Raw genomic sequence first — 25,256 nt, 5'->3', positions numbered from 1 at the left:
CCCATGTCCTCCCCCGGTCATGGCACGATGGCGGAATGGATGTTGCACTGGCCGTCCGAGGCCGCTTTGACCCGGGCATTTTCGCCTTTCTGGCAGCCCGCGCCGTCAACGGCGTGGAGGATGCCGGGCCCGCCCATTACGCCCGCGCCCTGGCCCTTCCCGGGGGACATGGCTGGTTCGCGGTGGACTGGGACGGGCACGGCCTCCACCTGCGCGCACAGGTAGAGGACGACGGCGACCTGCCGGAGCTCCGCCGCCGGGTGCGGCACCTGTTCAACCTCGATGCCGATCTGGACGCGGTTGACCAGGCCCTGGCCGCGGACCCGCTGCTCGCTCCCCGGGTGGCCGCTGTGCCCGGCATCCGGCTGCCGGGCTGCGTCGACCCGGGCGAAATCCTCATCCGGGCCATGATCGGCCAGCAAATCACCGTGGCGGCGGCCCGGAGCACGCTGCACCAGCTCGCGGTCCTGGGCACGCCGTCGTCCCTTCCCCACGGCGCCCTGGTTGGACTTTTCCCCAGCCCGCCACAGCTGGCCGAACGCGGCCGGGAGATCCTGCGCGGGCCGGCACGCCGGATCGACTCCGTCGTCTCGGTGGCCGGAATGCTGGCGGACGGCTCCCTCAAACTATCCATTGAGGACACCGTGGAGTCCTTGGCCGCCACGCTGATGCCCGTCGCCGGGATCGGCCCCTGGACGGTGGGCTACGTGGCCATGCGGGTGCTGGGTGCCCCCGATGTCTTCCTGCCCACCGATGCGGCGGTGCGCAACGGCTACGCCAGGCTCACCGCGGACGGTGCCAAGCCCACGCCGAAGGAGTTGCAGCGCGCCAGCGAGGCGTGGGCGCCCTGGCGGTCCTATGCCACCTTGCACCTGTGGCGGGCCGCCGCGGGGAACTGAGGGACCGATCTCCACGCGGCTGCGAGCGGCCTGTGGGCCCACGGTCGTGAGGGACCCGCTGCGAGCTTGCGAGCCGTGGGAGCGGCTGGGGAGGATCACCGGGGCCGTGGTTGGCCCTATTCCTTGGGCGTGGCGGCGTCGAAACGCAGCCCGGAGGATGCCTCCCCCTTCCATGGCTGCTTGGTGCGGCCCCTCCAAATATAGGTGGATCCGTCGTAGCCGCGTGCCAGTTGGTCGAGAACGCGGATGTTGATTCCGGAGCGCGTGATCTCCTCGTCGCAGATGTCCCGCACGCCGCCCATGACCAGGCCCTGTGCCGAGCGCACGGCGTTGATGTCGGTTTCGAGCAGACGGGCCTTGCGCAGCATGGGCTGCCCGCCGCCGTCCGCGTTGACCGCCACCAGGGGCGACCACGAGGGGGCAACGGGCGTGGCCAGACGCCAGATGAGGTCGTAGGGGTCGGCGGTTTCGGCCGCAGGCAGGCCAAACGCGGATCTGGTCCAGGGCCGGTCCACGCCCCGGCCGGCGGGCCCGAGGACGCGCGATTCAATGGACCACGCTAGATTGGCCCCCTCGTCCCGCTGGAGGGCCACTTCTTCCAGCGGCTCGGAGATGGCGGCGCCCAGCGCCGAGGGCAGCACCACCAGCAGCGGAACATCCCCTGCCCCGCCCCCGCCCACCGTGTCGGGCTGGAACATCCGGCCGGCGCCGTCCACGGCCTGCAGTCCGGCCGTACCGGCCACCGTTGCCACGCCAAAGGTGTCCCGGACAATGACCCAGTCCACCCGGGCAATGCATCCCACGGGCAGCTCCACCGGGACAATGAACCAGTCCGGGCTGTAGACCACGGCGAAATCAATGGCCAGCAGCCGGGCGAGATCCGTGGGCCCGGCGCTGGCATTGCCCAGGGCCACCGCCGCATCCTCAAATTCCCAGTACCTATCCGCCGGCATGCCGGGGTACCGCAGCGGGGCCGCCAGCATGGACCGGACCTGCTGCCCCGTGCAGCCCTCCCCCGAGGCATCGCCTGCATGCGGGCCACCCGCATCGGCCGCAGCCCCCAGCACCGCGCCCGGATCCTTGTCCAAATCCAGGGAATGCCAGGCCACCCCCGTGCCGTCGTATTCCATGGCCCGGAGCACGATTTCGGCGCCGCCGGCATCGTCCTCCGGCGACGCGGAAAAATCGTCCACCGGCAGCGGCGGCGCGCCAATGCTGAAGGCATATTCAAGCCTGTTGGACACCCACGACGACGTCCCGGCACCCCATTCGTCGGCAACGTCCACCCGCCACACGGCCACCGCCGCCGCCACCTGGGCCGGATCCGCCGCTCCGATGGCCTCCGTCGGCAACCCGGGCCCGTCCAGGAGCACCAGCACGCGAGCGCCGTCGAGCACTTTGCCGGCCAACAGCTTCTGGAACCGGGTCTCGTGGGGACCGGGCACCACCCCGTCCGGCATTGCGGCGCCGAAGACGGTCTCCGGTGCCACGGCCATCAACCGCACGGCAACATCGCCCACGCCGTACTCCTCCAGCCGCCGCCCAAACCCGCGGCCGGTCTGTACGGCGGCAAGCCACGGTGCCGTCGCGGCTCCGGGCCCACCTTCGGCGGCGGCCACGGTGAGCACCGGCTCGCGTTCCACCATTCGTTCCAAGGGGCCGTTGGCTTCGCCCAGCGGCATGCCCTCCCCCGTTCCGCCCTGCCCCGCGGCGCCGGTGCCTTCGGGCCGGAATCTGGTGAACCTGGACCAGCTGCTGGCAACGTCCACGGCCACGGGGGTGCCACCGTCGTCGCCGGTCAGCTCGCCCAGCTGCCATTGGCGCAGCAACAGCCACAGCGGGTCGGCAATGCCGGCGCTGAGCCCGGGCGCCAGGTCCATGGACCGGGCATGGGGTTCGATCCGCTTCCACGTCGTGAAACCGCTCATCACCAGGGCCCCTCAATCATCCGGTTCGCCATCAATTGGTGCAGCAGCCACACCCTGTCCTCCGTCAGTTTGTCCAACGGCACCAGGCCATCGCCGCCGTCATGGACGTAGGACAGGGGAAGGAATTGGGTGATGCCGGTGGGCGCCAGATCATCCAGATCCACCCCGCGCAGCCGCACCAGGTCCATGGTTTCCTGCAAGGTGCGCAGCAGCAATTGCCAGTCCCAGCCAGCCCCGGGGTTGGGGTGGACCGCCAGCAGCACGGTCTGTGGAGCGCGGGCGTTGGGTGCGTTGTAGTGGACGGCCAATCCCGTGGCCGCTGTGGGGGCCGGCAGGACCTCGGCCAGCTCATCGAGCACCAGCAGTTGGCGGGGAACACCCGGCGCGGCCCCGGTCCCGGCCAGGACAACATGGGTGTGCGGTTCTTCCGGGCGGACCCAGCGCCGCAGCGGATTCCCCGGCTCCGCCTTCGGCTCCAACGGTCCACCCAGCCAGGCCAGGTCCGGCGTGGGCGGCAGGTGGAAGGCGGCCAGGTCCGGCGGTGTCCGGCCGGAGGCTGCACCGAAGAGGCACAGATCGTCGAACCGGGCCATCGCCGGGCGGATCCTGGCCATCCGGCCCAGCCACCGTTCCAGGTCCCCGGCACCCACGGTGCCAACGGCCGCGGCCGGCATTGCCACCGCCAAGCTGGGCACGACGGCATCGCCGCCAAGCCGACGGGTGATCTTGGCCAGGGTGGACAGGGCCGTCATCGAAAGGGCGATGTTGTCCAGCGCGGCTTCCCACGTGTCTGCATCGACTGTTGGCACGGGCACCACCCCCGGGACAGTGGCGGTGGCGCTGTTGGGCTGGCCCTGCAGGATCAGCCGGAAGACATCCGCCCGCATGGATTCCGCGGCGCTCGCCGCTGCCAGGGCGCCGGCCGCACCAATGTGCCCTGCCGGTGCGGCTGCTTCGGCCGGGCCCGCATCGGGCGGGGCGGTCAAGGGGCCAGCGGTGCCGAGAATGCCCAGTGCCGCCAAGGGGCCAAGCAGGGCCGCATCCACGCTCCGGCCGGCCACCTCGCCGGCCCAGCCGCCGGGCCCGGCACCGGGGCCACCCAGGGCATCATGGATGGCGTCAACGGCGGCCTTGAGTTTGCGCACCTGGGCGGCGATGGCCCCGGTGATCGCGGCCAGCCCGGCCGGATCCGGCGGCGGCGGCGCCGGCACTGTGCCGACCTTGGCCCCCAGCTCCGACGCCGGTGGAAACCACACATCGGCCGGCTCGGCTGGACGGCCGGACGAAAGGACCTCCGCCGCCGCCCTGGCCAGTTCCAGCAATTCCGCCGACGCCGTGCAGCGGGCGGCGAGCGCCGGTGCCCCGCCGGGCAGCACCACGGATTCCGCCACCACGTCCAGGGCGCACAGCCCCAGGGAGTCCAGTGCAACGGGCTGCTCTGCTTGTCCGTCCGGCACCGGAAGGTGGACGGTGTGGGACGTTGCCGGCCCCAGGATGGACTGTGCCCACTGCTCGGCGGCCGGGGCCAGCAGGGCCCGTGGAGCGCCAGTGTTCCAGCCCTGTGCGTCGTTGCCGCCGGCATCGCCCGGCGCCGGCTCCATTGCCAGCATCAGTTTGTGGGTGATGGTGATGCCGCTGCGGGGTTCACCGGCCACCGTGACCTCGGGCGGGGTGCGGCCCTCGGCGATGGCGGTGAAGGTTGCCCCCGCGCTTTCGCTGCGTCCCGTGGCGATCTGGTGCACACCGTCGGCCACCAGCAGGTCCGCCACTGCTTCGACGGTCTGGTCCAGTTCCGCCAATGCCTCCGCCAGCCCCTCCCCGCCCGGCGCGGCCAGCAGGTCCGCCCTGGACTTCCACACTTGCAGGCCGTCCACCACCTCGGCCGGGACCACGCCGTCGTCGCCGGCCTCCGGATCGCCGGCCGGGCCGTCGGCGCGGCGCTGGGGAAACCGTTCCCGCAGTGTCGCGACAAGGGTGTGCCGGCCGCTCTGGTGCAGGGTCCGTTCCAGCCGGTATCCCAGCAACGCACCCAGCGGCTGGCCGTGGGACATGGCGGCGAGGACGTCCAGTCCCGTGCGGACCCGGTGGGAGGTCAGGTCCATCGAAGCCACCGAGCTTCCGTCCCCCCGATGTGCCACCTCGCCGGCCCGCAGGATGCCGGCAGTGACAGCCTGGGACAGCGAGGGTGCATGGACATACCCCACGTAGTCGCGCGGGTGGCGCAGCTCCGGCGCCTGGGGCAGACCGTGGCTCTCCAGATGCTGCCGCCACCGCTGCGGGCCGCCGCCGGCCAGGTCCGCGGCCGGGACTCCGGCGCCGTTGGCACCGGCCGGGGCGTCGGGCGCGGTCTGCGGACGGACATCCACCAGGACGCCCCATGAGCCCGCGTAGACCCCAAAGCGCTTGTCCGCCCGCAGGCTGTCCAGCCGGGCGGTGGCCAAGGAGGTGGCCCAGGCGTCCAGCCGGGTGCCGGCGCAGGAGAGGGTTTCGGACACCAGCCGGGTGTAGCCGTCGTCGTCAAGGTCGGTTCCCCCGGCCTCCGCCAGCACCCGCACGGCATCCCGGGTGCCGGCCAGGGTATTGATCGTGCCAAACGCGCCCAGGTCCGGCGCGAGCTCCTGGAGGTATCCTTCCAGGCTGTCCGTGGCCGTGAAGGCCAGTTCCGTGGCGGTCCGGTCCATCAGATGGTCCGGGAACTGGACGGCTTCGGTGGCCAGTTGGGACACCGGCCGGGTCCGGGCCAGGGCCCACGGCTCCTCGGCGGGGAGCGAGGATCCCACCAGTTCGGGCGACACCTGGGCCATGGACTGTGCCAGGGCCGGGCTGACGGCCTCCAACAGCCAGCCGCCATCGAGTTCGCCGGCCAGTGCCAGGGACCGTTCGGCCAGGATGTACAGCAGGTCCTCGGGGCGGTCGTGGGGTACAAGCATCTCCCAATGAAGCCGGTGGGACTGCTCCAACAGGCCGTACAGGTAGGTCGACGGCGATTCCCACCCGGTCCTGCCCGGGTCCGTGTGCGCGACCCAGGACCGCATGGTGTTGGCCCCATGGAGTGTCATGTCCTCGAAGTTGGTCCGCTTGAGCGTCTCGCCAAAGCTCAGGGCCACGAGCCGGCGGATGGCGGCCAGCCCGAGCACCCGGTCCAGCGACCCGCCTGCTTCGACGATGGCACGCAGGTCCGGATCCGGGCTGTCGGCGCCAAAATTGATGTTGATCGTGTTGACATAGCTGACCAGCAGGCCCGCCACGTCCCGGACCTGATAGGCGCCCTCGTGCGGAACGGGCGCCATGCTGAGGATGTTGTGCAGCACCGTGTCGGGGCTGCCGCTGCCCTCAAGCCGGGGCACGGAGCGGGCGGCACGGTCGAAATACCAGCGCACGGCGTCCAGCAGGCCCACCAAGGAGGTGGTCATCGGTGCATCGCCATACTGGGGCACCCAGCCCTCGCGGGCCATGACCGGCAGGAATCCATAGGGGTTGCTCCCCACCCGCAGGCCCGTGATGGGCCCGCCTGCCCGCACATAGGAACTGATGTGCTCGCGGGCAAAGATCATGGCCTCCTGCTGGCGGCGGCGCACCGCCCGTGCCGCAGGGCTGTCTTCGGCGCCCGTGTCGGTCCGGGTGGACAGCGTGCCGATGGCCTCGCCGAAGGCGACGGGGAACAGGGCCCTGCCCATGTTGCGGGCCAGCCATTGCTGTTTCCCACCGGCGCCGGGCATGGCCGAGGTGGCGCCGTCGGGGATGCCCAGCGCCGTTTCCAGGATCGACCCGTCTGCCGCACCGCCCTGAAGCGCCGTCACGGTGTCCGAGAGGGACTGGACCGCCGCAGCCGGTTCGGTGAGCCACCGGTATCCGGCATAGGGATCCGCCGCGGGCGGACGCTTGGCACCGGCACCGGCACCGGCCACAATGTTGGTGGGCATCCCCTGCTGCAGGAACGACGCCGCCGACTCGGCCGCATGGGTGCCGAGCAGTGCGGTGAGCTGCCCCGCGGTGTCCTCGGCCGATCCGCCCAGCACGCCCAGGACGTACAGCGAGTCCAGCCCTCCGGTGACGATGGCCGGATGTGCTCCAGAGGCCGCCTGGTCAACTGTTTCAAGGTCGATTTCCGCCGCCATGCCAATCCGCAGGGCGGCGTCGAAGTCGCTGATCCAGCGGAGCCCGTCGTCCGGGGCGAACAGGAGCGCCTCGCCGGGGTGGAACGAGGGAGACGAGCGGGTGGGCCCGGTCTGCAGGTCCCCGGCTGTGCGCTGGAGGTAGTGGGTGAACGCCGTCCGGCCCGCTGCCTCGCCGACCACCACCCAGGCATCGGGCAGCAGCCGGGCATGGGGCGCGGGCTCTGCAGCGGCGTCGTTGGCGGGCGGCAGCGCACCGTTCCGGGCAGCCAGGGCCGCCGGGACGGCCCGCTGCGCCCCCACGTGCTGGACCAGCACCTCCCAGGCACCCGTGCGCCGGTGCACGAACGCTTCCCCGTCCTCGCCGTCGAGCTGCTGCTGTGCTGCCCAGAACTCACGGGCCGCAGCGGCTTCGGCCGGGCCGAACCCAATGCCGGAGCCGGTGATGGAGATCCCGTCGGGATAGATGCGCACGCGCAGGGTGGCCACGGCGACGGCGGTGCCGTCGGCGGTGGTTCCGGGCCGTGTGCCGAACCGCGTTTCCAGCCGCAACGGCAACAGGGCGATGGGAACATCGCTGGCCAGGTCAGCAAAGAGTCCGGCCGGCGGCTGAATGGGTTCCATGCTGGCCCCTCTTTCTTTCTGGTGCGTTTCTGCTGCGGCTTCGACGGCGGCCTGCGGTGCCGTCCTGGTGGGTCCGGGTCAGATGTAGTCCGAGGCCCGCAGAAGCAGCCGGAACGGCCGCTGGAACAGGTTGGCCGCCAGGGCGGCGCTGTTGTCCGCCAGGGCCTGGCCCGGCTTCAGATGCACCGGCGCACCGGGCAGCGGGGCGGGAACGGGCGGCGGCAGCCCCTGCCATGACCAGTTGTCGCTGTTGCCGTACTCGCTGGACGGGTTCGCCTGGTTGCTTCCCGGGGCGGCGCCCTCCTGCTCATCGAGGCCAAAGCGGGGCTCGTTGTGCGGCTCCAGCAGCTGGATGTACCAGCTGTGCCTGGCATTGGCCGGATCGGTCCAAGCCAGCTCGGCAGGCGAGAGGTCCAGCCCGATGTAGCTGACGTCGCGGGCGAGGAATCCGTGGAAGAGCTCCTGCCGGGACTCCGTCGTGGTGAAGGCGTCGCCGGGCTGGTGGGGCGTGGGGAACCCCTTGACGGCGCTGATGACGGTGTTCGGATAGCGGCGCAGGAGGTCGCCCTTGAGCACCAGCACAATCATGTCCTTCCGGCCGGCCGCTGCCCCTGGCTGCGCGGCACCATGGCTGCCCAGCGGGCCGCCCCAGCGGTCCATGGCGGCGATGTCCTCGCCCGCGCCGGCCCAGAACTGCCGGAAACAGCTCCCGCGCAGATCCGTTGGATAGCGGCGCCAGAGCAGCTCCCGGGCCATTTCATGGTTGCTGCCGGCCAGGAACGATTCCACGAACTTCCAGTTGACTTCCAGCACTGACACCGAATTTTCCGGAAGCAGGCCCACCCCGCCCAAAATCCACGCTTCGTCCACCTTTTTCAGCCGTTCCACTGCCGGGGTGGGGAACACCGGTGCGGCCATGGCCGGGCTGAAGGGGTCGCCGAAGCGGCGGCGGACCAGCGACGGATCGAAGGTTGCGGCGTAGGCCAGCATGCCGGCATAGGTGGCCATCGGCTCCACCGAGGCAAGCAGACCAGCGGCAGTGCCGGGATCCAGCCCATTGACGGCCGGCAGGGCCACCCTGGCGTCCACGTCCACCAGGCCGTTTCCGCCGTCGCCCAGGGCCGCGATGAGATGGGCACTCGCCTCGGGGTCTTCGGCAAAGACGGCGCCCAGTTCCAGCCGGCCCACGCCGAGGGCGCTCTGGGCTGCAGTCTCCAATCCCAGAACGGCGGCGGCCTGGCCGGAGCGGGACTCCGGAATGTCCAGCGTCCGGGCCAGTGCCGTGGCATCGCGCGCGAAGCCGGCGCCGAGGTCCAGCCTTTCCGTGACCAGATCCGGGTTGAAGGCCAGCCCCATCTGGTCCGGCGTAAAGTCCCTGATTTGGACCATCTCCCGGTTGAACCCCGGGCCCTGCGCAGTCTCCAAGGGAACCAGCAGCCCCGCATCCACGTGCGCGTGGTCCACCTGCGCGTGGTCCACCTGCACCTCGTCCCCGAGTCCGTGGAGATCGAACGGGGAATGCGGCGTGTGCGCTGGCCCAAAGGGGTGCAGTCCCCCTTGCTCCAGCAGGCCGCCATGGACATCCAGTCCGGAGCCGGGGTGCCCGTGCACGGGATGGTGGGGCACGACGGCGGGCGGCGGGCTTGCCTCCTCTTGGACAACCACCGCCGACGCCAGCGAGTCCAGCAATTTGGGTATCTCCGAGGCCCGGTCCAGGTAGCCGGCGGCCGGTTCACCCAGTGATTCGGACAGCCGGGGCCCCAACCGGGCATCGTTGACCAGCTCCCGCAGTATCCCCGGATCCACTGCGTGCACACCCTCAAACCGCTGCGGCCTCAGCTGGGCCGCTCCCGTCTGCATCGCCGTGACCAAGGACCCCACGATCGCTGTGGTGGACGGCTGCACCGCGGCGTCGCGTGGAGCCCGCTGTGCGGCGCGGACAGCAAACCGGGCGGTCCGCAGGAAGGCCGGCGAGAGCACCACCGGGGCCACCACTGAAGCGTCAAGGGTGGCCCTGTAGGTCTGCGCCGGCGTCTGCAGATCGCGCAGCCGTCCGGCGGCGGGGGCCAGGAAGCGCAACGTTGCCTGTTGGTCCTGGCTGGCGATTTTGACGTGCAGCACCGTGGAGATGCTGGCGAACAGCGCGGACCAGCGGAGACGGTGGTTGGCGGCTTCCACGTCTTCAAGCTGGAGCCAGGCCTCCTTCATCAACCCCTCCTGGTCGAGCTGCACCGTCCGCGCACCCAGCCCGGCGGCGATCCGTTGGCAGGGGTCGACGTTGAGCTGCTCGATCCACCCCTGCCGGCTCCCCGGCGCGCCATCGACGTCGGCAAGCGCCACCTCGTCCACATGGTCGTCGCCGTCCACGGTGCGCACCTTGGCCGGCCATTGGCCGTACAGCGGCGGCCCCACCAGGGGATCGGCATCCGCAGCCCGCCCCACCTGGTTCAGCAGGGACTTCAGTACACTGTGCAACACCGCCGGCCGGCCGCCCGCCGGAAGCAGGTCCGGGGCCAGCTCCCCCGCGCCGGCCAGATGTTCCACCCGGGCAATGGCCGTGGGCACCGCGTGGACGCCGGGCCGGACGGCCCCGCCGAAGCCGTCCATGGGCGGCAGCTGCGCGGCCCGCGGTTCAATCGCCACCTGCCGGGCGCCCAGCTTTTCCATCACGCCGGCCGGCGCCCGGCGCAGCTTTCTCGCCAGCGTCTCGAAGTCCCCGGCCGGACCCGTGCGGAAGGTCCACGAATCGTAGACCGGCAGGGCGAGCCCCGTGGCCGGGACCCATTTGCGGGTTCCCGGCGGCTCGGCTCCCGCGGAAAGACCCAGTCCGGCGAGCCGGCCCAGCTCATAGGTTGGGACCAGCGCCGCCACGTAACTGGTGCCGGGGTCCAGCCGGGTGGGGCAGAGCACCCGTGAGCGGATGTTGGGCCCATAGCCGGCCAAGGAGGCCACCCAGTCCCTGGCCGTGTCCGGACCGTCGGCGCCGAAGACCTGCACATGCGCGAACGCCCAGGCGCCGGCCGGGTCCGGAACGTCCTCGGCCCGGCCCAGCGTGATCAAGGGACAGGGGATCCCGGGTTGCCTGCCCACGGTGGGTGCCCCGCCGGTTGTTGCGGGCAGCACGACCAACATCAGCCAGGGTTGGGCCCTGGTCCCATCGTCCGGCTCGGGGCTGAACATCCAGGGCAGGTCCGGATGCGCAAACTCGATGCCGGCCAGATAGTTCGGTTCAAGGTTTGCATCCCCGGGAACCGGATGGCGGCGGACAATCTGGGATGCGTCGACACCCACCACGTCCCCTGGCCCAAAGACGGCCATCGGTGCCGACGACGCCGGCACCGGGGCGGGCGCGGTGCCGGCCCCGGACACTTCGCTGGTGATGGTGAACGTCCGCCTCACGTGCAGGCGGCCATCGGGGTCCGGGGCAGCGGTGCCCGCGGCCAGGCCCCGCCGGGAGAACGGGATGAAGTGCAGCGGATGGGCCATCAGAATCCCAGCTCCCACACATTGGAGACCTGGACGCCGTCGGCCAACCCGCCCAGGAAGCTGTGCACCAGGGCCGCGTTTGAGTACGCTCCGGCGGCCAGGACCGATCCGCTGGCGGCGGTCCGGATGGCCAGCGAGTCCAGATCCGTCACGACGACGTCGCCGGGGTTGCGCTTGGCTGTCACGAACACCGGCCGCGGCGGCAGCTCCAGGGTCGGCAGCGCGGCCAGGGCGCCGTCGTCCAGCCGCGTGCGCAGCCGGGAGAAGAACGTATCCGCGTCCAGGATGCTGGTCTCGGGCACATTCGGGTCCCGGGCGGTGGTGGCTTGGCCGAGCCGCACCCCTGAGGGAACGGTGATGCCGGCGTCGGCGTCGGCATATCCGGAGGTGGACAGTTTCGCGTTGGCATCGAGTTCACGGAACTGCGACGGCGGGAACGGCGCCCGGGTGAACCTCGGTGCCGGCCCCGCCGGATCGCCGGCCAGCCGGAGGGTCAGCGGCTGCGGCAGGGGCCGCCCGTCCATCCGCTGGAGCTCCAGGTTGATCGGCACCGCATTCTGGACAAACGCCAGCTCCGACAAGGGGTGCACGGCCGCCGTGCCGGCGGTGGTGCGCGGATTCAGGTGGGCCACCGGCGGCACGGACCGGGACGCCACGCTCCAGTTGGCGGGCTCGGCCAGGGCCTGGGCCAGGACGGACGACGGCGCCCGGCCCGGTGGAAGCTCCGGTGCGGACCGCGGGCCCCAGGTGATTTCCGGAACATCGACGTCAACGTCGAAGAAGAGGATGGAGATGCTGGCATGGCCCCGGATGCGCCAGGGGGTCGGCCCGGAGAGGTGGCCGTCGAGGGTGATGCTGGCCACGGAGAAATCGGCGCAGTCAACGCTGACGTGGGCGGAGAAATCGGCCGTGAACCCGAACGGGTCAAAGATGACCAGGGCGTCGAAGGCAAACCCACCGGAGATGCCGAATCCGGCCACCTTGGCCTCCAGCTCCGCGGCGGCGCCAAACTGCACCGAATTGGTGGTGACGGCGAGGTAGGCCCCGAGCCGGGCCCGCAACATGGGCCCCGGCGAAATCTCCGTGCCGATCCGCCGCAGCCCCGACATCCCGGCCGGAGGCGTGAAGGCAGGATGGAATCCGCCGGCCGAGAAGGCGAACATCGGGTCCGAGCCGCCGCGGGTCTTGAGCATCATGTCCCCGGTGACCGGCAGCCCGACGATCACCGAGTCCACCAGCGATGCCCCCACGGTGAGCCCTTCGCTGTCGATGGTGCCCAGGATCATGGCCTCGAGCCGGATCAGTGCGGCATCCTCGAAGGGCAGCGCAATGACCACCCTGCCCACGATGACCACGCCCTCGTCGCTCACGAGGAACCCAATGGTGGCCGCAGCAATGGTGGGGGTCCCCCACCCGAGTTTCATCATGGGCCCCACCACGAACCCGTTGTCCTTGGCGGGAAATGCTCCGGCCAATGCGGGAAGCAGCCGCGGTGCATCGCTGACCGCGTTGCGGGGGAACAGCAGGGCCGACAACTCCCCCGAGCGCAGGGCCGCCTGCAGGGCCTGCGGATCCGGCCGCCGATTGATGCCCACCAACCCGCCGATGCCCACCAGGGTGAAGCCGAAGGAGAGTTGGATGGGCGGGGTGAATTCGGCGGCGAGCAGCACCAGCAGGGAAAAATGGTCCGTATCCAGGATGGCAAAACCGCTCACGGCCACCGGACCCATGCGCGCCTCCACGGCACCGCTCCAGACGCTGCCGTTCCGGCTAAGGTAGCCGCCTCCGCTGAATCCGGGCAGGCTCAGCTCCGCCCGCGCCCCGTCCGGGCCGGCTGCGGCGGGAGTCTGCAGCCGCAGGCCAAGGCGCCCGTCCTTCATGCTCATGGCCAGCGACGTCGACAACCGGATCTTTTCGACGGCCAGGCTGAGCCCCGGCAGTTCGACGGCGGCACAGGCCCACACGTCCAGGCTCACCGAACTGTTTCGTCCGTCCGGATGTCCGGCAACGTCAATTCCAGTTTCCAGTTCAGAGCTCATGTAAACCCCCGGAGTGTGTCCTGTGGTGCGGCGGGTGTGCGGGTGGATTGGGTCAGGCAGTCCCCAGACTGAACCGCGGGGCGGCCCCGGCTTGGAGCGACAGCCCCGGTGAGTAGTCCAGGGAGGGCAGGTCCAGCGCGGCGATGCCACCGAGGCCCTGGAGCAGTTCCTCGATCTTGGCCTTGGCCGTGATGCCGGGGCGGCCGGGGCTGCTCCGGTCCCCCAGCCCCAGATCGACGCGGTACAGGGCTGCTCCCGGTTCCCTGGACAGCGTGGCGTCCAAGGCCAGTGGTCCCAGGGAGAATTCGACGATGTCGTTGTTGATGCTCGGGACAGGCAGGGTCCAGAAGGCCTTCACGGCCAGGGTGCCGGTTTCCGCGGGAGCGGAGGCACTTTGTCCGAATTCCCAGTCCCATGCGCAGGCCGCCGTGGCACCGACGCTGATGGAGAGCGCATCCGCGGAGCCGAACGAAGCAGCCAGGGGGCCGGTGGCCCTCACATGCAGGCCATGTTTGGTTCCGGGGTCCCCGACGGCCACGGCCAGGACCAGCGTCTGGTTGGAACCGGTGGTGTATGTCAAAGCCACGGCCGGAGACCAGCCGGGCACCTGCACGGTCCCTACGCTCAGGTGTTCCCGATCAAGATCCCGGATGCGCAGGAAGGCAAAGACCAGCAACGTTTGCCAGTCGGGGTTCCGGGCAAAGTCCTCCAGCCGCTGGAGCAGATCCGCCGGAAGTTCCGCCGCCGCCTCGGCCAGCTCGCCGGCGCGCGCCCTGGCCTCGGTGAGGATGCCGCCCAGCTGGCTGGCTGCGCCCGAGGCCTCCTCGGCTGCAGCCTGGAGGATCTGCCCGGCCACCGTCCCGAGGGTGTCCGGCGACGCCGTGGCCATTGGCCCTCAGCCGCCCATGCCTAGACCAGCCCCGCAGCGGCCAGGGCGGCGGCCAGGGCAGCTCTGGTCATTGGACCAACAATGCCGTCGGCCGCCAGGCCATTCGCCGATTGGAAGGCCCGGATGGCGGCGGTGGTCTTGGGACCGCTGATGCCGTCCTGCGCCCCGGGGTCGTAGCCCAGTGCGATCAACGCCCCCTGGATCTCATAGACGGAGGACAGCGTCCCAAAGCCGCCCAGCCCTCCGCCGCCCCCTCCGCCGCCCCCTCCGCCGCCCCCTCCGCCGCCCCCTCCTCCGCCGCCCGAGGACGACGGCGGTGTGGCACCGTCCTGGTGGAACGTCACGGTGAAGACGTCGGTGGTGTTGGCCGTCGAGAGGAACAGGTTGAACAGGTCCACGCCCCGGTACACGCCGTTGGTGATCTCCACCAGTGCCAGGTGAAGGTGCGGGGATCCCGGTGCATCGACGACCCGGCCCAGCACCTGGCCGCGGGTGATCTGCGACCCTGCGGCCAGCCCGGCCGGAACGTCGTAGAAGTGCGTGTAGAAGGCGCCCATGCCATCGTTGTTGGACCGCATGAACAGCTGGGCTCCATAGACCTTGCCCGTGGACAGGCCAACGTTGGTGGTGTCCAGCTTGGTGACATGGCCGTCGAAGGCGGCATGGATCTCCGTCCCGCCGACGGCGCCCAGGTCCATGCCGTACTGGATGTACCACTCGGGCGGGACATGGCCGCCCTGGTTGGGGCCGCCGTAGGTTTGGGTGTACCCGGATTCAAAGGGGTTGCTCATGTCCAGATCAAACGCAGGCACGTCATCATCCTCCAGCGGTAGTATCGATGCCAATCTGGCCCAACGCGGCAGCCAGCGCCGCCCGGGTCAAGGGGCCGGCAATGCCATCGGCGGCCAATCCCTGGTCCGCCTGGAATTGCCGGATGGCCGCGGTGGTCCTGGGGCCGCTCAACCCGTCCACGGGGCCGGGATCGTAGCCAAGCGCCGTCAGCCCGGCCTGGATGCCGGCCAGCTGGGCCAGGTTCAGGACCGTTCCGGACGGTGGGTCCACCGGGCCTACGGGCGTGGGCGCACCGCCGGCGATCAGCAGCACCTCGGGGTCCAACCCCTGGGCCTCAACCCTGGCGGCGTTGAGGAAACACTGCTGGTCCAGGTTGTTGCGCGTGACGATGGTGCCCATTTCGGGGCTGAACCGGCACTCGGACGACGCCGATGGCCAATCGCGCTGCGCGGCGAAGCCCTGGAACTTGGGGAAGTTGAATGCCGGCCCCATCCCCCAGGACATGCTCAACAGCCCCAACTGGGCATCGGCGGGCCAGCTGTCAAAGTCCCCGAACGGGGCCCTGCCCTTCAAATAGGACTCCATCTGGTCCAGCCGTTGAAAGACGATCCTGTCAATCTCGGCATCGGTGATGGACAGGCTTGTCACCGGCGGCGCAAAATGTCCTCCACCCAGATGTGCCAGATCCATCCGCGACTTCACGGTGTCCCACTCGGCGGCGATTTCATCTTGGCCGGCGGCATCGCCGTCGCCGTTGCGGACCCAGGCAATGGCCCCGGCCGTGGCAAGCGAAGCGCTGCGCTCGGCGGCGGTCGGTGCGGTGAGCGGTTGTTTGGTGGAGTCGATCAAATTGCCGACTCCGGTGCTGACGTACCCCTTGACATCGAGGTACATGAAATGGACGCGGCCCTCAAGGGGTTTGTTGAATTCCAGCCAATAGTCTCTGACGCTGCTGCGCATGCTTCCCCCAGTATGGAAAGGTGCCCTGTGGCAGCCGTCCCGGCTGCCAGTTTGGGGCTGCACCGCCACGGCTTGGCATCGGTGCAGCGTCCCAGAAGCGTGCAAACAAATGTCCCCGGGGCAGCGTCAGAGGCTGCAGCAAAAGCTGGTGGAGCAGTCAGATCGGGTGGAGCGGGGATGACAAGCACCAGTGTGCGCCCGTTGCCGACAGGCCGTCAACAGCCTCGGGCCTGATGGTCGAGCCACGAAACCCCGTCGCACCGGGTTTCGACGAGATCAACCAGCGGACTCGGTGGTCGAGCCCGTCGAGACCTCCGGCAGACGACGGCGCAACCTGGGGACGCGGCCGCCGCAGGATTCAGGGCTGGTGGTGCACTCCGGACTTGCGTTCCTACCCGCCTACCGCCATGGCCAGAATGAACATTCCGGGAGATTTGGCGTCGGTCTGGGCGGGCAACTGCGGCAGCGTGACATACGCAACTGTTTTGGCGGGATCCAGCGTGACACCTGACTCGAAGATCGTCACCGTTCGACGGTCCTGGCCTGCTGGAATGTTGCGGTAGCCCATGGTGGCAAAGGCAGTGTTCCCGGCCGCCGCCTTGTTGTAGTAGAAGTCCCCTGCCGCCAGCGGGAAGTCCTGGCTGGATCCGTCCGTGTATGCCACCTTCCCGGCGCCGACAGGCGAGCCATTGATTCCGAAGAGCACGAATCCCAGGTGCGCACCGGAGGCGTGGACGGCAATGTTCTGGCCCTCGGTCCGTACAGCATTGGCTGTTCCGGGGGCGAAGTTGGGCCAGGTGTACGTTACAGCCGAGCCCTTGACCTGCGCCCCGGGGGCGATGCCCTTCGCTGCCTGAAGCGCCTGGGCGGAGAGGCTGGAGTTGCTGGCCGCCAGTTGTCCCGGCCCGGGCTTGGCGTCATCGGTGATTGCCACCCTGTTGAAGGCGCCGGCCAGATCGGAAAACAGCGGGCTCACCGTGAGATTCGTCGTCGTCTCATCCTTGGCCGAGCTACCGCGGAGCACGCGGGCCGTGAGCTGGTAGGCGGCAGGTGCGGCGTCCACCGCCGGGGTGACCAACCAGCTCAGCGGAACCGTATCGCCAAGTCGGGTATTAGCAGGGATCTGGTCTTCCAGCGCAGTGACGGTCCAGCCCTGTGGGGCGGCCAGCTCGGCTCGGACTCCGGCGGCGTTGGAATTTGACCACCAGCGCATTTCCGCGTTGACGCGGACTGCGGTCCCCGACGGGGCATTCAGCGTCTGTCCGGTAAATTCGACGGTGGCCGGCCTGGCGTTGTCCTTGATGCCGGGACCCTGGTAGGCGCCCACATTCGGAGCGCCGTCGCGGCTCACCGGGTTTCCGAAGAAGTCCCGCCCGCCGTTGTTTGCGACCACCGCTCCCGAGCCGAGCGCGGGAGAGCCGGTGCGCAGCCGGAAACCGTCCAAATCTCCGATGCCGCTGGGCGCATGGTCCGAATCCAGCAAGCCCGGGTCGCTGGCCAGTCCGCCAGGGTTCGTGCTTCCGTCAGCATTGGCCGGCAATTGGCCGACGCCGATCAGCGAGTTGTGGTCGAAACTGAGGCTGGGCCCGTGGTTGTCCACCGACATCGCCGTTCCCCGGTTGACCACCACGTTGTTCCGCCAGCTGATCTGGCGCCTGGTGCTGTTGTCGTCCTGCAGGAACTTCAAAGGTGTTGCGGCGTCGTTTACGATGGTGTTGTTGTAGATCTCCGTGTGCTGGATGTCGCCGGGGCATAGCTGGAAGAGGCGCGCGGCGTCGTTGTGGCTGATGTTGTAGCGCATGACTGTTCCGTGCGTGAAGGCGCCAGAGTAGGGGCAGAGCAGCAGCAGCCCGCCGGCGTTGTCGTGGCTGTAGTTGTACTCGAAGACAGTCCGCTGGGCTCCGCCGTCGGCGTCAAAGGACATGCCGTCGCGGGAATTTCCACCGCCGGAGACATCGTTGCCGGAGACGATGGTGTCGTCGGCATTGAAGGTCCAGATTCCGGCGTTGGCGGCCGCCGAACGGAGCTGGAACCCGGCCAGTGTGTTGTCCCGGACCACAGCCCCGGTGGTGGTGTCCAACTTGATGCCGTCGCCCGCGATGCTGCTGAGCCTATTTCCGCTGACGACGACGCCGGTGCTGGGGGTCCATGGCCCCAGACCCGTGTAGTCCTGGCCGCCAACCTCGGGGCGCTTGTTCCAGGTGGATTTGAAGTAGATACCCTCCCTGTCGACGTCGTAGATCTGGTTGTTGCTGATGCGCAGATCATTGTACCACGACGCTTTCGTGCCGCCCGTGACGGTGACTTGGATTCCCGAGGATCCCGTGAGTCCTTTGCTATCCCCGCCGCGCACGTCATGGATGGAAAGGTTCTGCAGCAGATATCCATTGCCCTGACCGAAGTCATTAAGGACCAAGCGCACGCCATTGCGTTCCGTGCCCGGGTTCGCCGCGTTGATGATTTCGAGGTCCTGAACGGTCACGTGCTCGATGTTTTCCAGCAGCACGGTGTCGTGGGAGCCTGCACCATCCAGCACAGGGAGCCGCCCTTTGCCATACGCTCCGATGACAACAGGCGCGCCCTGGCTTCCGGATCCGTGGGGCTTCAAGGTGCCGGTACAGGTTGAGCCTCGGCGGAAAAGCAGCTGGTCGCCTGGCGCCAATTGAGCGCCGTTGGCCTGGTCAAGGGATCCGAACGGCGTATCGGCGCTGCCGTTGCCGTCCACTTCACCGCAGCTGACGTAGTACTTCGCGCCTGCAGTTGTGCCCCCGGCCCCGTCCTGGCCAGCCATCGCCAGGGGCGCGCCGAGCAGCGCCAGGGGCGCGCCGAGCAGCGCCAGGGGCGCGCCGAGGAAGATGGCACTCAAGATAACGGAACCGCGGTGGAAGGTGCTTCTCAAGACTGTGAAGGACATGATCTTTCCTTCGTGAAAGGCGGGGTGATTCACACCACACTGGCGGAAAGCCCTTTCCAGCGTCAAGGAATGCGCACAGAAGCGAACAAAATGCCAAGCACCTCGACTGTCATTTTCTCGGCTGCACTGGCATCCGCGGATGTACGGGGGTTGCGCAGGAGGGTTCGAACAATGTCAATGGCTGTTGGATCACAGCTCCAACTGGCCGTTCCACGGTGGCGTTTTGGGATATGGGGTGAGGGCCGGGGCCTTCCGTCTCACAGTGTCCGTGGGGTGCCACTGAAGAACCCTAGGCTTTCCTTGCCCGACATCGGTTTGGGGCACCCCCACCGGACAGGCATGCCGCCGACCGCCTCCCGTCCCGCGGACTGCCGGACACCGGCCGGCCCAGGGGCTGGCCGCCCCCTGGCCCAGCCTGTACAGTCACCCGTGTCAGCCCTTCGGGCCGGGGTGCCCGGCTTGGTCCCGGAAGGAGTGCCCGTGCCATTGCCAGCGACAGACAAACGCGGACACCTGGCGCCCGGTGAGCAGATCGCAGGCCCGCCCCGCATCCCGCGGAGAAGGCCTGCCGCCGGATTGCTCATCGGCCTTGCCCTCGTTGCCCTGCTTTTCGTGGTTCGCTTGCTCTCCATTCCGGGTGCGGCCGGTGCTGGGATGGCCGATGCCGTACGCGACTTTGCCACGCTGTCCATCAGCGTGGTCATCGAGTCCCTGCCCTTTGTCTTCTTGGGCATCGTGCTCTCGATCGCCGTGCAGATCTGGCTCCCGGAGGGGCTGCTGCTGCGCCGGCTGCCGCGGAACCCCACACTGCGCCGGATGGTCCTCTCGCTGCTGGGCATGCTGCTGCCGGTGTGTGAATGCGGCAATGTCCCGCTGGCCCGTGGATTGATGGTCAAAGGTTTGACGGTGGCGGAGTCGATGACGTTCCTGTTCGCCGCGCCGATCCTGAACCCCATCACCATCATCACCACCCAGCAGGCCTTTGGCTGGGACAACAACATCCTCGCCGCCCGCATCCTGGCCGGGTTTGCCATCGCCAACCTGGTGGGCTGGATCTACAGCCGGCATCCGCGCCCCGAAGACCTGCTGACCACCCGGTTCCAGGCGGCCTGCGCCGTGGCCGACCGCTCCGGCGGGCAGCCGGGCAAGGCGGCGCGCAGTGCGCGGATGTTCGCTCAGGAGACCTCGGCGATGATGCCGGCGCTGTTCATTGGCGCCGCCCTGGCCGGGATCATCCAGGTGGCTGTATCCAGGGACGTACTGGTCGCCCTGGGCGGTGACCCGGTCTGGTCCGTACTGGCCCTGATGCTGCTGGCCTTCGTTGTGGCGATATGTTCCAACGTTGACGCCTTCTTCATCCTGTCCTTCGGTGCAACGTTCATGCCAGGGGGGATCGTGGCGTTCCTGGTGTTCGGTCCCATGATCGATGTGAAAATGCTCGCCCTGCTGCGCACCACCTTCACCGCCAAAACCCTGCTCCAAGTGAGCGTGCTGGTGGCATTGTGCGCCGCCGTGCTCGGATTGGCGGTCAACTATGTCCATTAGAGTGCTCGTGCGCCGCTGGCAGGGGGCGGCCCTGAGCCTGGTCGGCATCGTGGCCACGCTGTGGCTGGGCCTGACGGGCCAGCTCGCGCTCTACATCCATCCCCGGTACTTCGTCTTCACCGTGGTCATGGCAGTGATTGCCGTGGTCTTGGTCCTCGCCGCCTTTGCGCTGGGCCCTGCCGCTCCGGACGGGCACGGGCACGACCACGCCGAGGCAGGAACGGGCCGGTGGCGCTGGCTCTGGCCCGCCGGAAGCATCCTGACCATCGCCGCGGCGGTGGTGGGCCTGCTGGTCCTGCCGCCGTCGACCCTCACCACGGCAACCGTCAGCCAGCGCGGCCTCAACGGCTCCGCCTCGGCGCTGACGCAGAGCGAGGCGGGCAAGCTGGCCGGTGGGGACTATTCGGCGTTCACCGTCAGGGACTGGGCCTCGCTGCTCCGGACGGGCGCGGGCCAGGATTTCTTTGCCGGCAAAACCGCCACCGTCACCGGATTCGTCACCCCGGACAAGAACGATCCGGCCAATGTGTTCTTCGTGGCGCGCTTCGTGGTGACCTGCTGCGCCGTTGACGCCCAACCCATCGGCGTGCCCGTCTACCATCCGGGCTGGCAGAACGAGTACAAGACGGACAGCTGGGTGACCGCCACCAGCGCCTTCCACCCGAACCCCGATGCCACCAGCCGCGAGCCGATCGTGCTGATCCCCGATGTGATCACGCCCACCGCACAACCGGCCCAGCCCTATGTCTACTAAGACCTCCACCAAACCGGCCGCCAAGCCCCCGGCCAAGGCATCCGCCAAGCAAGCGGCTGCGGCGCGCCGGGCCGGGCGCAGCTTCGCACGTTCGCTTTATGGCACCATCGCCGTGTTAACCCTCCTGGCCGGCGCCCTCACCGTGGGGAACCTGGTGCAGCTGCCGCACCCCACCTCCGTCTCGACGCTGGAGCATGCCCCCGGAACGCGCTTTGCCATCTACACCCTGGAACGGAAGACCGGCCTCGACGGAGCAGGCCGGAAGGAGCCCGACACGATTCTGGGAGCAAACCTCTCCGGCGGCGCGGATGGCACGGTACTTGTCAGCGCCCCGCGTATCCAGGAATTTGCCGCCCTGCCCACCGCCCTGGCCGTGGCCACGCTCAATGACGACAACACCAGTTCCCTGGAGATCGTCCCCCTCGACGGCGGCGCCCCGCGGCTGGTCCCGCTGCCCCAGACTGGGAGTGTGGAGAACCTGCACGCGGCCGCATCCGGGAACCTGATCGGCTACACCTTCACCAGTTCACTGGCCACGGACCAGTACTGGAACGCACTCTTCGTGTACGACGCCGGGGACCCCGCCGCCACTCCGCGGGAGGTGCAGGGGATCAACGGTCCGGTCGCCGCGGCGGACTGGAGCTTTGCTCCCGGTTCCACCTCGCTGGTGGCGCGGACGGATGACCAGTCCATGTTCCTCCTTGACCCAACGAGCCCGGGCAAGGTCACCCCGTTGGGCTCGCACGGGGGTTTCCTCGGCTTCGTCCCCGGCACCGGGGACCTCGTCGTTTCCGACCGTGGACTGCACCTAGGCGTAGACCCGGTCCGGTACTCGACCATCCACCTCGCCACCGGGGCGGCCACACCACTCAGTCTCGCCCCCGGCGCCGGACCGGAGACCACCCAAGACGGAACAACAACGGCTGCCGTAGGCCAGCCCCTCCTACTGGATGGGGGCGGCCGGTACGCCCAGGTGGCGAGCACCTTCGACGCGGGGAAGGAAAGCTCCGTGGTCAACCTGGTCGACGGGAACGGCCCGCGCCCGCTCTACCGGCCCGACCCCGGGTGGTCGCGCATACTCAACGTCTGCCTCTCGCCCACGGGTGATGACCTCGCCATCGAAACAAGTGCCCCACAATACGTTGGCGACCAGTATCCGAAACGCGCCGCACCAACCTCCATGGAGACCGACATCGTTGATGCGAAGACCGGAGCCCTAGTGCGCACCCTTCCCGGGTTCCTCCCCAGCTGGTGCGGGTAGGTGCGGGCAGCGACAGGTGTTCGCGCGGCGTGGTCCCGGCGTATTCGGTGGGGCGGATCCCGCGCTCCTGCAGCCCGGGCACCAGATGCTTCACGATGTCGTCCCGTCCGCCCGGAACCAGCCAGGGCGAGATCTTGAAGCCGTCCACTGCGGCCGGGGACACGGCCGGCACACCGGGTCTCGACGAGCCCAACCGGCGTCGCGCGGACTAATGGGGTGCGGGCGAGGGCCAGGGCAGGAGGGTGGGAAGGTCGACGGCGTCGGCGGCGGCCTCGGCGCGCAGGGTGCCCATCGTGGGCGTGCGGCCGGCCAGCCAGGCGGCGATGTCGGTGATCATGCCCGAGATGGACACGGAGTGCTCCCCGTTGCCCAGGCTCAGCGGGGCCAGGCCCAGCGGGAGCAGCTTGAGCCGGGTGTTGGCCGGGACGCGGTCTGCAAGGAACGACAAAAGGTAGCGGCAGAATTCCTGCGACCAGGTCTCGGGGCCGCGGCCCACGCCCAGGTCCGCGAGGTGGATGACCAGTTCGCGCCACAGGGCCAGTGCGCCGTCGTAGGCCACACCGTCCCGGTAGGAGATGGGCAGCTGCCAGCCGGCGGCATCCAACGAGCCATAGAGGGACAAGACGCGCCCCAGGGCGGCTTCCAGATCGGCGCTGTGCTCGGCCGCGGTGTGACCGGCGGCCATCTCGATGGCCTGGTTGCGGCCCGCCTGGCCGCCGTCGTACATCTGGATCCGCTCCCCGCGCTTGGCGTACTCCACTTGGCGGGCGAAACCGTTGGCCACGCCGCACAGGTGGGCCAGCACGTGCCCGCGGGTCCAGCCCGGCAGCTCGGTGGCGGCGCGGACATCGGCGTCGGACAGGCCGGCGGCCTTCGTGCTCAGCGTGTCGGCGGCAGCGGCCAGCCGGTCCAGCAGGTCGGCGGTGGAAATCACTAGGGTGGAGGGCTCAGTCATGGCTCCACCCTAACGGAGCAGCAGCGCTTGTTGAAGGCACGGCAGTGCCGCCGTGCCTGCCAAGGCAGCCTCGGCGCTATTGGACGATGAGCTTGTCCACCAGGAAGGCGATCAGCGATCCGAAGGAGGCGTCGCCCTTGTAGGTGTTGCATTCGAGCGTCACCAGCTCGTTCTCTTCGGCGTTGACAGTGCCCTGCAGGGCCATGCAGATGCGGTCGCCGCCGTCGGAATACACTTCCAGCCTGTCAATCTCGACGTTGGCCTGGTGGAGGATCTTGCCGGACATGAACTGCGGGTCGGAATCGTGGTTGCGCACCATGGCCCGGCCCAGGACCACACAGGTGCCCGGGGCTGGAAGCTTGATCTTGACCAGAAGCGTGTCGTTGAAGCCGTTCAGGCCCACTGTGCCTTTGTTGGCGGCTGTGACAGCCAGTTCTGCACCCATCGGCGTCCCCTCATCCGCATGGACAGCGGCATCCCGCCATCGGGGCCGCATGGCAGAGCCTACGCCGCGCCGCCGCCGTTGGACAGGGGCCGGCACCTGCACCGCCGGAACGGCAACGGGACCCACCGGTGCGCAAGGGCATCGGTGGGGTCCCGTTGAGGGAAAGGCGTGCGTCAGCCGGCGAAGCCGCGCACCCCGTCCAGCTCGGCCTGCAGGGCCGCCAGCTGGGCCAGCACGGCCGACGGCGCGGTGCCGCCCTGCGCGCTGCGGCTGTTCAGCGAGCCCTCGGTGGAGAGCACCGTGCGGACCTCGGGCGTGAGGTGGTCCGAGATGGAGGCGTATTCGGCATCCGTCAGGTCCCACAGCTCCACGCCGCGGCCCTCGGCCAGCTTGACGGCCGAGCCGGAGAGCTCGTGCGCCTCGCGGAACGGCACGCCCTGGCGGACCAGCCATTCGGCGATGTCGGTGGCCAGGGCAAAGCCCTGCGGCGCCAGCGCCTCCATCCGCGCGGTGTTGAAGACCAGCGTGGCCATCATGCCCGAGACGGCCGGGAGCAGCAGCTCGAGGGTGTCGGCGGCGTCAAAGACGGGCTCCTTGTCCTCCTGCAGGTCCCGGTTGTACGCCAGCGGCAGACCCTTGAGCGTGGCCAGCAGCCCGGTGAGGTCGCCAATCAGGCGCCCCGCCTTGCCGCGGGCCAGCTCGGCCACATCCGGGTTCTTCTTCTGCGGCATGATCGAGGAGCCGGTGGAGTAGGCATCATCCAGAGTCACGAAGGAGAACTCCTTGGTGGCCCAGAGGATGACCTCCTCGCTGATCCGGGACAGGTCCACGCCAATCATGGCCGCGATCCAGGCGAACTCGGCGAAGACATCGCGCGAGGCGGTGCCGTCGATCGAGTTCCACACGGCGGAATCGAAGCCCAGATCCGCGGCCACCGCGTTGGGGTCCAGCCCCAGCGAGGAGCCGGCCAGGGCACCGGAGCCGTACGGCGACACCGCGGCGCGCTTGTCCCAGTCCACCAACCGCTGCACATCGCGCAGCAGGGCCCAGGCGTGGGCCAGCAGGTGGTGGCTGAGCAGCACCGGCTGGGCGTGCTGGAGGTGCGTGCGGCCGGGCATGGCCACGCCGTGGTGCGTCTGCGCCTGCGCCACCAGGGCGTCGACGACGGACAGCACACCGCGGGCGATGATCCGCGCGTGGTCGCGCAGGTACATCCGGCCCAGCGTGGCGATCTGGTCGTTGCGGGACCGGCCGGCGCGCAGCTTGCCGCCCAGGGCGGTGCCGGCTCGCTCGATCAGGCCGCGCTCCAGCGAACCATGCACGTCCTCATCGGACTCGGCGGCCACGTAGGCGCCGGACTTCACGTCCGCCGCCAGCGACTCCAGGGCCGCCAGCATGCCGGCGAGCTCGCCGTCGTCGAGCAGGCCCGCCTTGTGCAGCACCCGGGCGTGGGCCTGGGAGCCGGCGACGTCGTACAGCGCCAGCCGCCAGTCAAAGTGCGTGGACTTGCTCAGCGCGGCCAGTGCGTCGGCGGGGCCGCCGGCAAACCGGCCGCCCCAGAGGGCGCCCTCGTTGGTCCCCGAACGCTCCCCAACCTCGCTCCGCTCGGCTGGGGACCCCGGCGTCCGTGGGCCCATGTGGGTGTCAGCC

15 protein-coding genes and 1 pseudogene are annotated in these 25,256 nt (G+C 69.3%); 4 read left to right on the top strand and 12 right to left on the bottom strand.

Going from position 1 to position 25,256, the window contains the following annotated elements; all coding sequences use genetic code 11:
• Positions 1–35 precede the first annotated feature (35 nt).
• On the top strand, positions 36–899 hold the full coding sequence (locus tag ACQCSX_RS20815) for a DNA-3-methyladenine glycosylase family protein (protein WP_427017097.1): 864 nt from the start codon (positions 36–38) through the stop codon (positions 897–899).
• Positions 900–1,015: 116 nt separating this feature from the next.
• Here the strand turns inward: ACQCSX_RS20815 and ACQCSX_RS20810 are convergent, their stop codons facing one another.
• From ACQCSX_RS20810 to ACQCSX_RS20775, 8 genes are all read right to left on the bottom strand, one after another.
• A complete protein-coding gene (locus ACQCSX_RS20810; protein WP_427017096.1) occupies positions 1,016–2,827 on the bottom strand; it encodes a hypothetical protein in 1,812 nt (603 codons plus the stop codon).
• The gene (locus ACQCSX_RS20805; RefSeq protein WP_427017095.1) at positions 2,827–7,566 is read right to left on the bottom strand and encodes a hypothetical protein; all 4,740 of its coding nucleotides are present in this window, start codon (positions 7,564–7,566) and stop codon (positions 2,827–2,829) included. The genes ACQCSX_RS20810 and ACQCSX_RS20805 overlap by 1 nt, the downstream gene beginning before the upstream one ends.
• 78 nt (positions 7,567–7,644) lie before the next feature.
• Complete coding sequence (locus ACQCSX_RS20800) at positions 7,645–11,052, bottom strand: hypothetical protein (RefSeq protein WP_427017094.1); 3,408 nt, start codon at positions 11,050–11,052, stop codon at positions 7,645–7,647.
• A complete protein-coding gene (locus tag ACQCSX_RS20795; RefSeq protein ID WP_427017093.1) occupies positions 11,052–13,028 on the bottom strand; it encodes a DUF6603 domain-containing protein in 1,977 nt (658 codons plus the stop codon). Before ACQCSX_RS20795 ends, ACQCSX_RS20800 begins: the two co-directional genes overlap by 1 nt.
• A 115-nt stretch (positions 13,029–13,143) precedes the next feature.
• Entirely contained in the window at positions 13,144–13,980 is an 837-nt protein-coding gene (locus ACQCSX_RS20790; RefSeq protein WP_427017092.1) for a hypothetical protein, read from the bottom strand.
• A gap of 20 nt (positions 13,981–14,000) precedes the next feature.
• A complete protein-coding gene (locus tag ACQCSX_RS20785; RefSeq protein WP_427017091.1) occupies positions 14,001–14,792 on the bottom strand; it encodes a peptidoglycan-binding protein in 792 nt (263 codons plus the stop codon).
• Between the two features lie 4 nt (positions 14,793–14,796).
• Positions 14,797–15,732, bottom strand: a complete 936-nt coding sequence (locus tag ACQCSX_RS20780) for a peptidoglycan-binding protein (protein WP_427017090.1) — start codon at positions 15,730–15,732, stop codon at positions 14,797–14,799.
• Between the two features lie 391 nt (positions 15,733–16,123).
• Entirely contained in the window at positions 16,124–18,646 is a 2,523-nt protein-coding gene (locus ACQCSX_RS20775) for a right-handed parallel beta-helix repeat-containing protein (protein ID WP_427017089.1), read from the bottom strand.
• 654 nt (positions 18,647–19,300) lie between these two features.
• On the opposite strand from ACQCSX_RS20775, the gene ACQCSX_RS20770 reads away from it, so the two are divergent.
• Genes ACQCSX_RS20770 through ACQCSX_RS20760 form a run of 3 tightly spaced genes read left to right on the top strand, consistent with a single transcriptional unit; the run spans position 19,301 to position 22,206 of the window.
• Positions 19,301–20,191, top strand: a complete 891-nt coding sequence (locus ACQCSX_RS20770) for a permease (protein ID WP_427017088.1) — start codon at positions 19,301–19,303, stop codon at positions 20,189–20,191.
• Complete coding sequence (locus ACQCSX_RS20765; protein ID WP_427017087.1) at positions 20,181–20,945, top strand: TIGR03943 family putative permease subunit; 765 nt, start codon at positions 20,181–20,183, stop codon at positions 20,943–20,945. The genes ACQCSX_RS20770 and ACQCSX_RS20765 overlap by 11 nt, the downstream gene beginning before the upstream one ends.
• Positions 20,935–22,206, top strand: a complete 1,272-nt coding sequence (locus ACQCSX_RS20760) for a hypothetical protein (protein WP_427017086.1) — start codon at positions 20,935–20,937, stop codon at positions 22,204–22,206. Before ACQCSX_RS20765 ends, ACQCSX_RS20760 begins: the two co-directional genes overlap by 11 nt.
• Here the strand turns inward: ACQCSX_RS20760 and ACQCSX_RS20755 are convergent.
• From ACQCSX_RS20755 to argH, 4 genes and pseudogenes are all read right to left on the bottom strand, one after another.
• Positions 22,196–22,357, bottom strand: a pseudogene (locus ACQCSX_RS20755) (F420-dependent methylene-tetrahydromethanopterin reductase); the annotation flags it as partial. The gene ACQCSX_RS20760 and the pseudogene ACQCSX_RS20755 overlap by 11 nt on opposite strands.
• Positions 22,358–22,414: 57 nt before the next feature.
• Entirely contained in the window at positions 22,415–23,161 is a 747-nt protein-coding gene (locus ACQCSX_RS20750) for a maleylpyruvate isomerase family mycothiol-dependent enzyme (protein ID WP_427017085.1), read from the bottom strand.
• A 76-nt stretch (positions 23,162–23,237) separates the two neighbouring features.
• Entirely contained in the window at positions 23,238–23,606 is a 369-nt protein-coding gene (locus ACQCSX_RS20745; protein WP_427017084.1) for a hypothetical protein, read from the bottom strand.
• A 173-nt stretch (positions 23,607–23,779) separates the two neighbouring features.
• Complete coding sequence (gene argH / locus ACQCSX_RS20740; RefSeq protein ID WP_427019119.1) at positions 23,780–25,243, bottom strand: argininosuccinate lyase; 1,464 nt, start codon at positions 25,241–25,243, stop codon at positions 23,780–23,782.
• Positions 25,244–25,256: the final 13 nt, after the last annotated feature.

The organism is Pseudarthrobacter sp. P1, assembly GCF_050156935.1.
Lineage (GTDB): Bacteria > Actinomycetota > Actinomycetes > Actinomycetales > Micrococcaceae > Specibacter.
The sequence above is the reverse complement of the archived record's forward strand: the minus strand, read 5'-3'. Positions and strand labels throughout refer to the sequence as shown.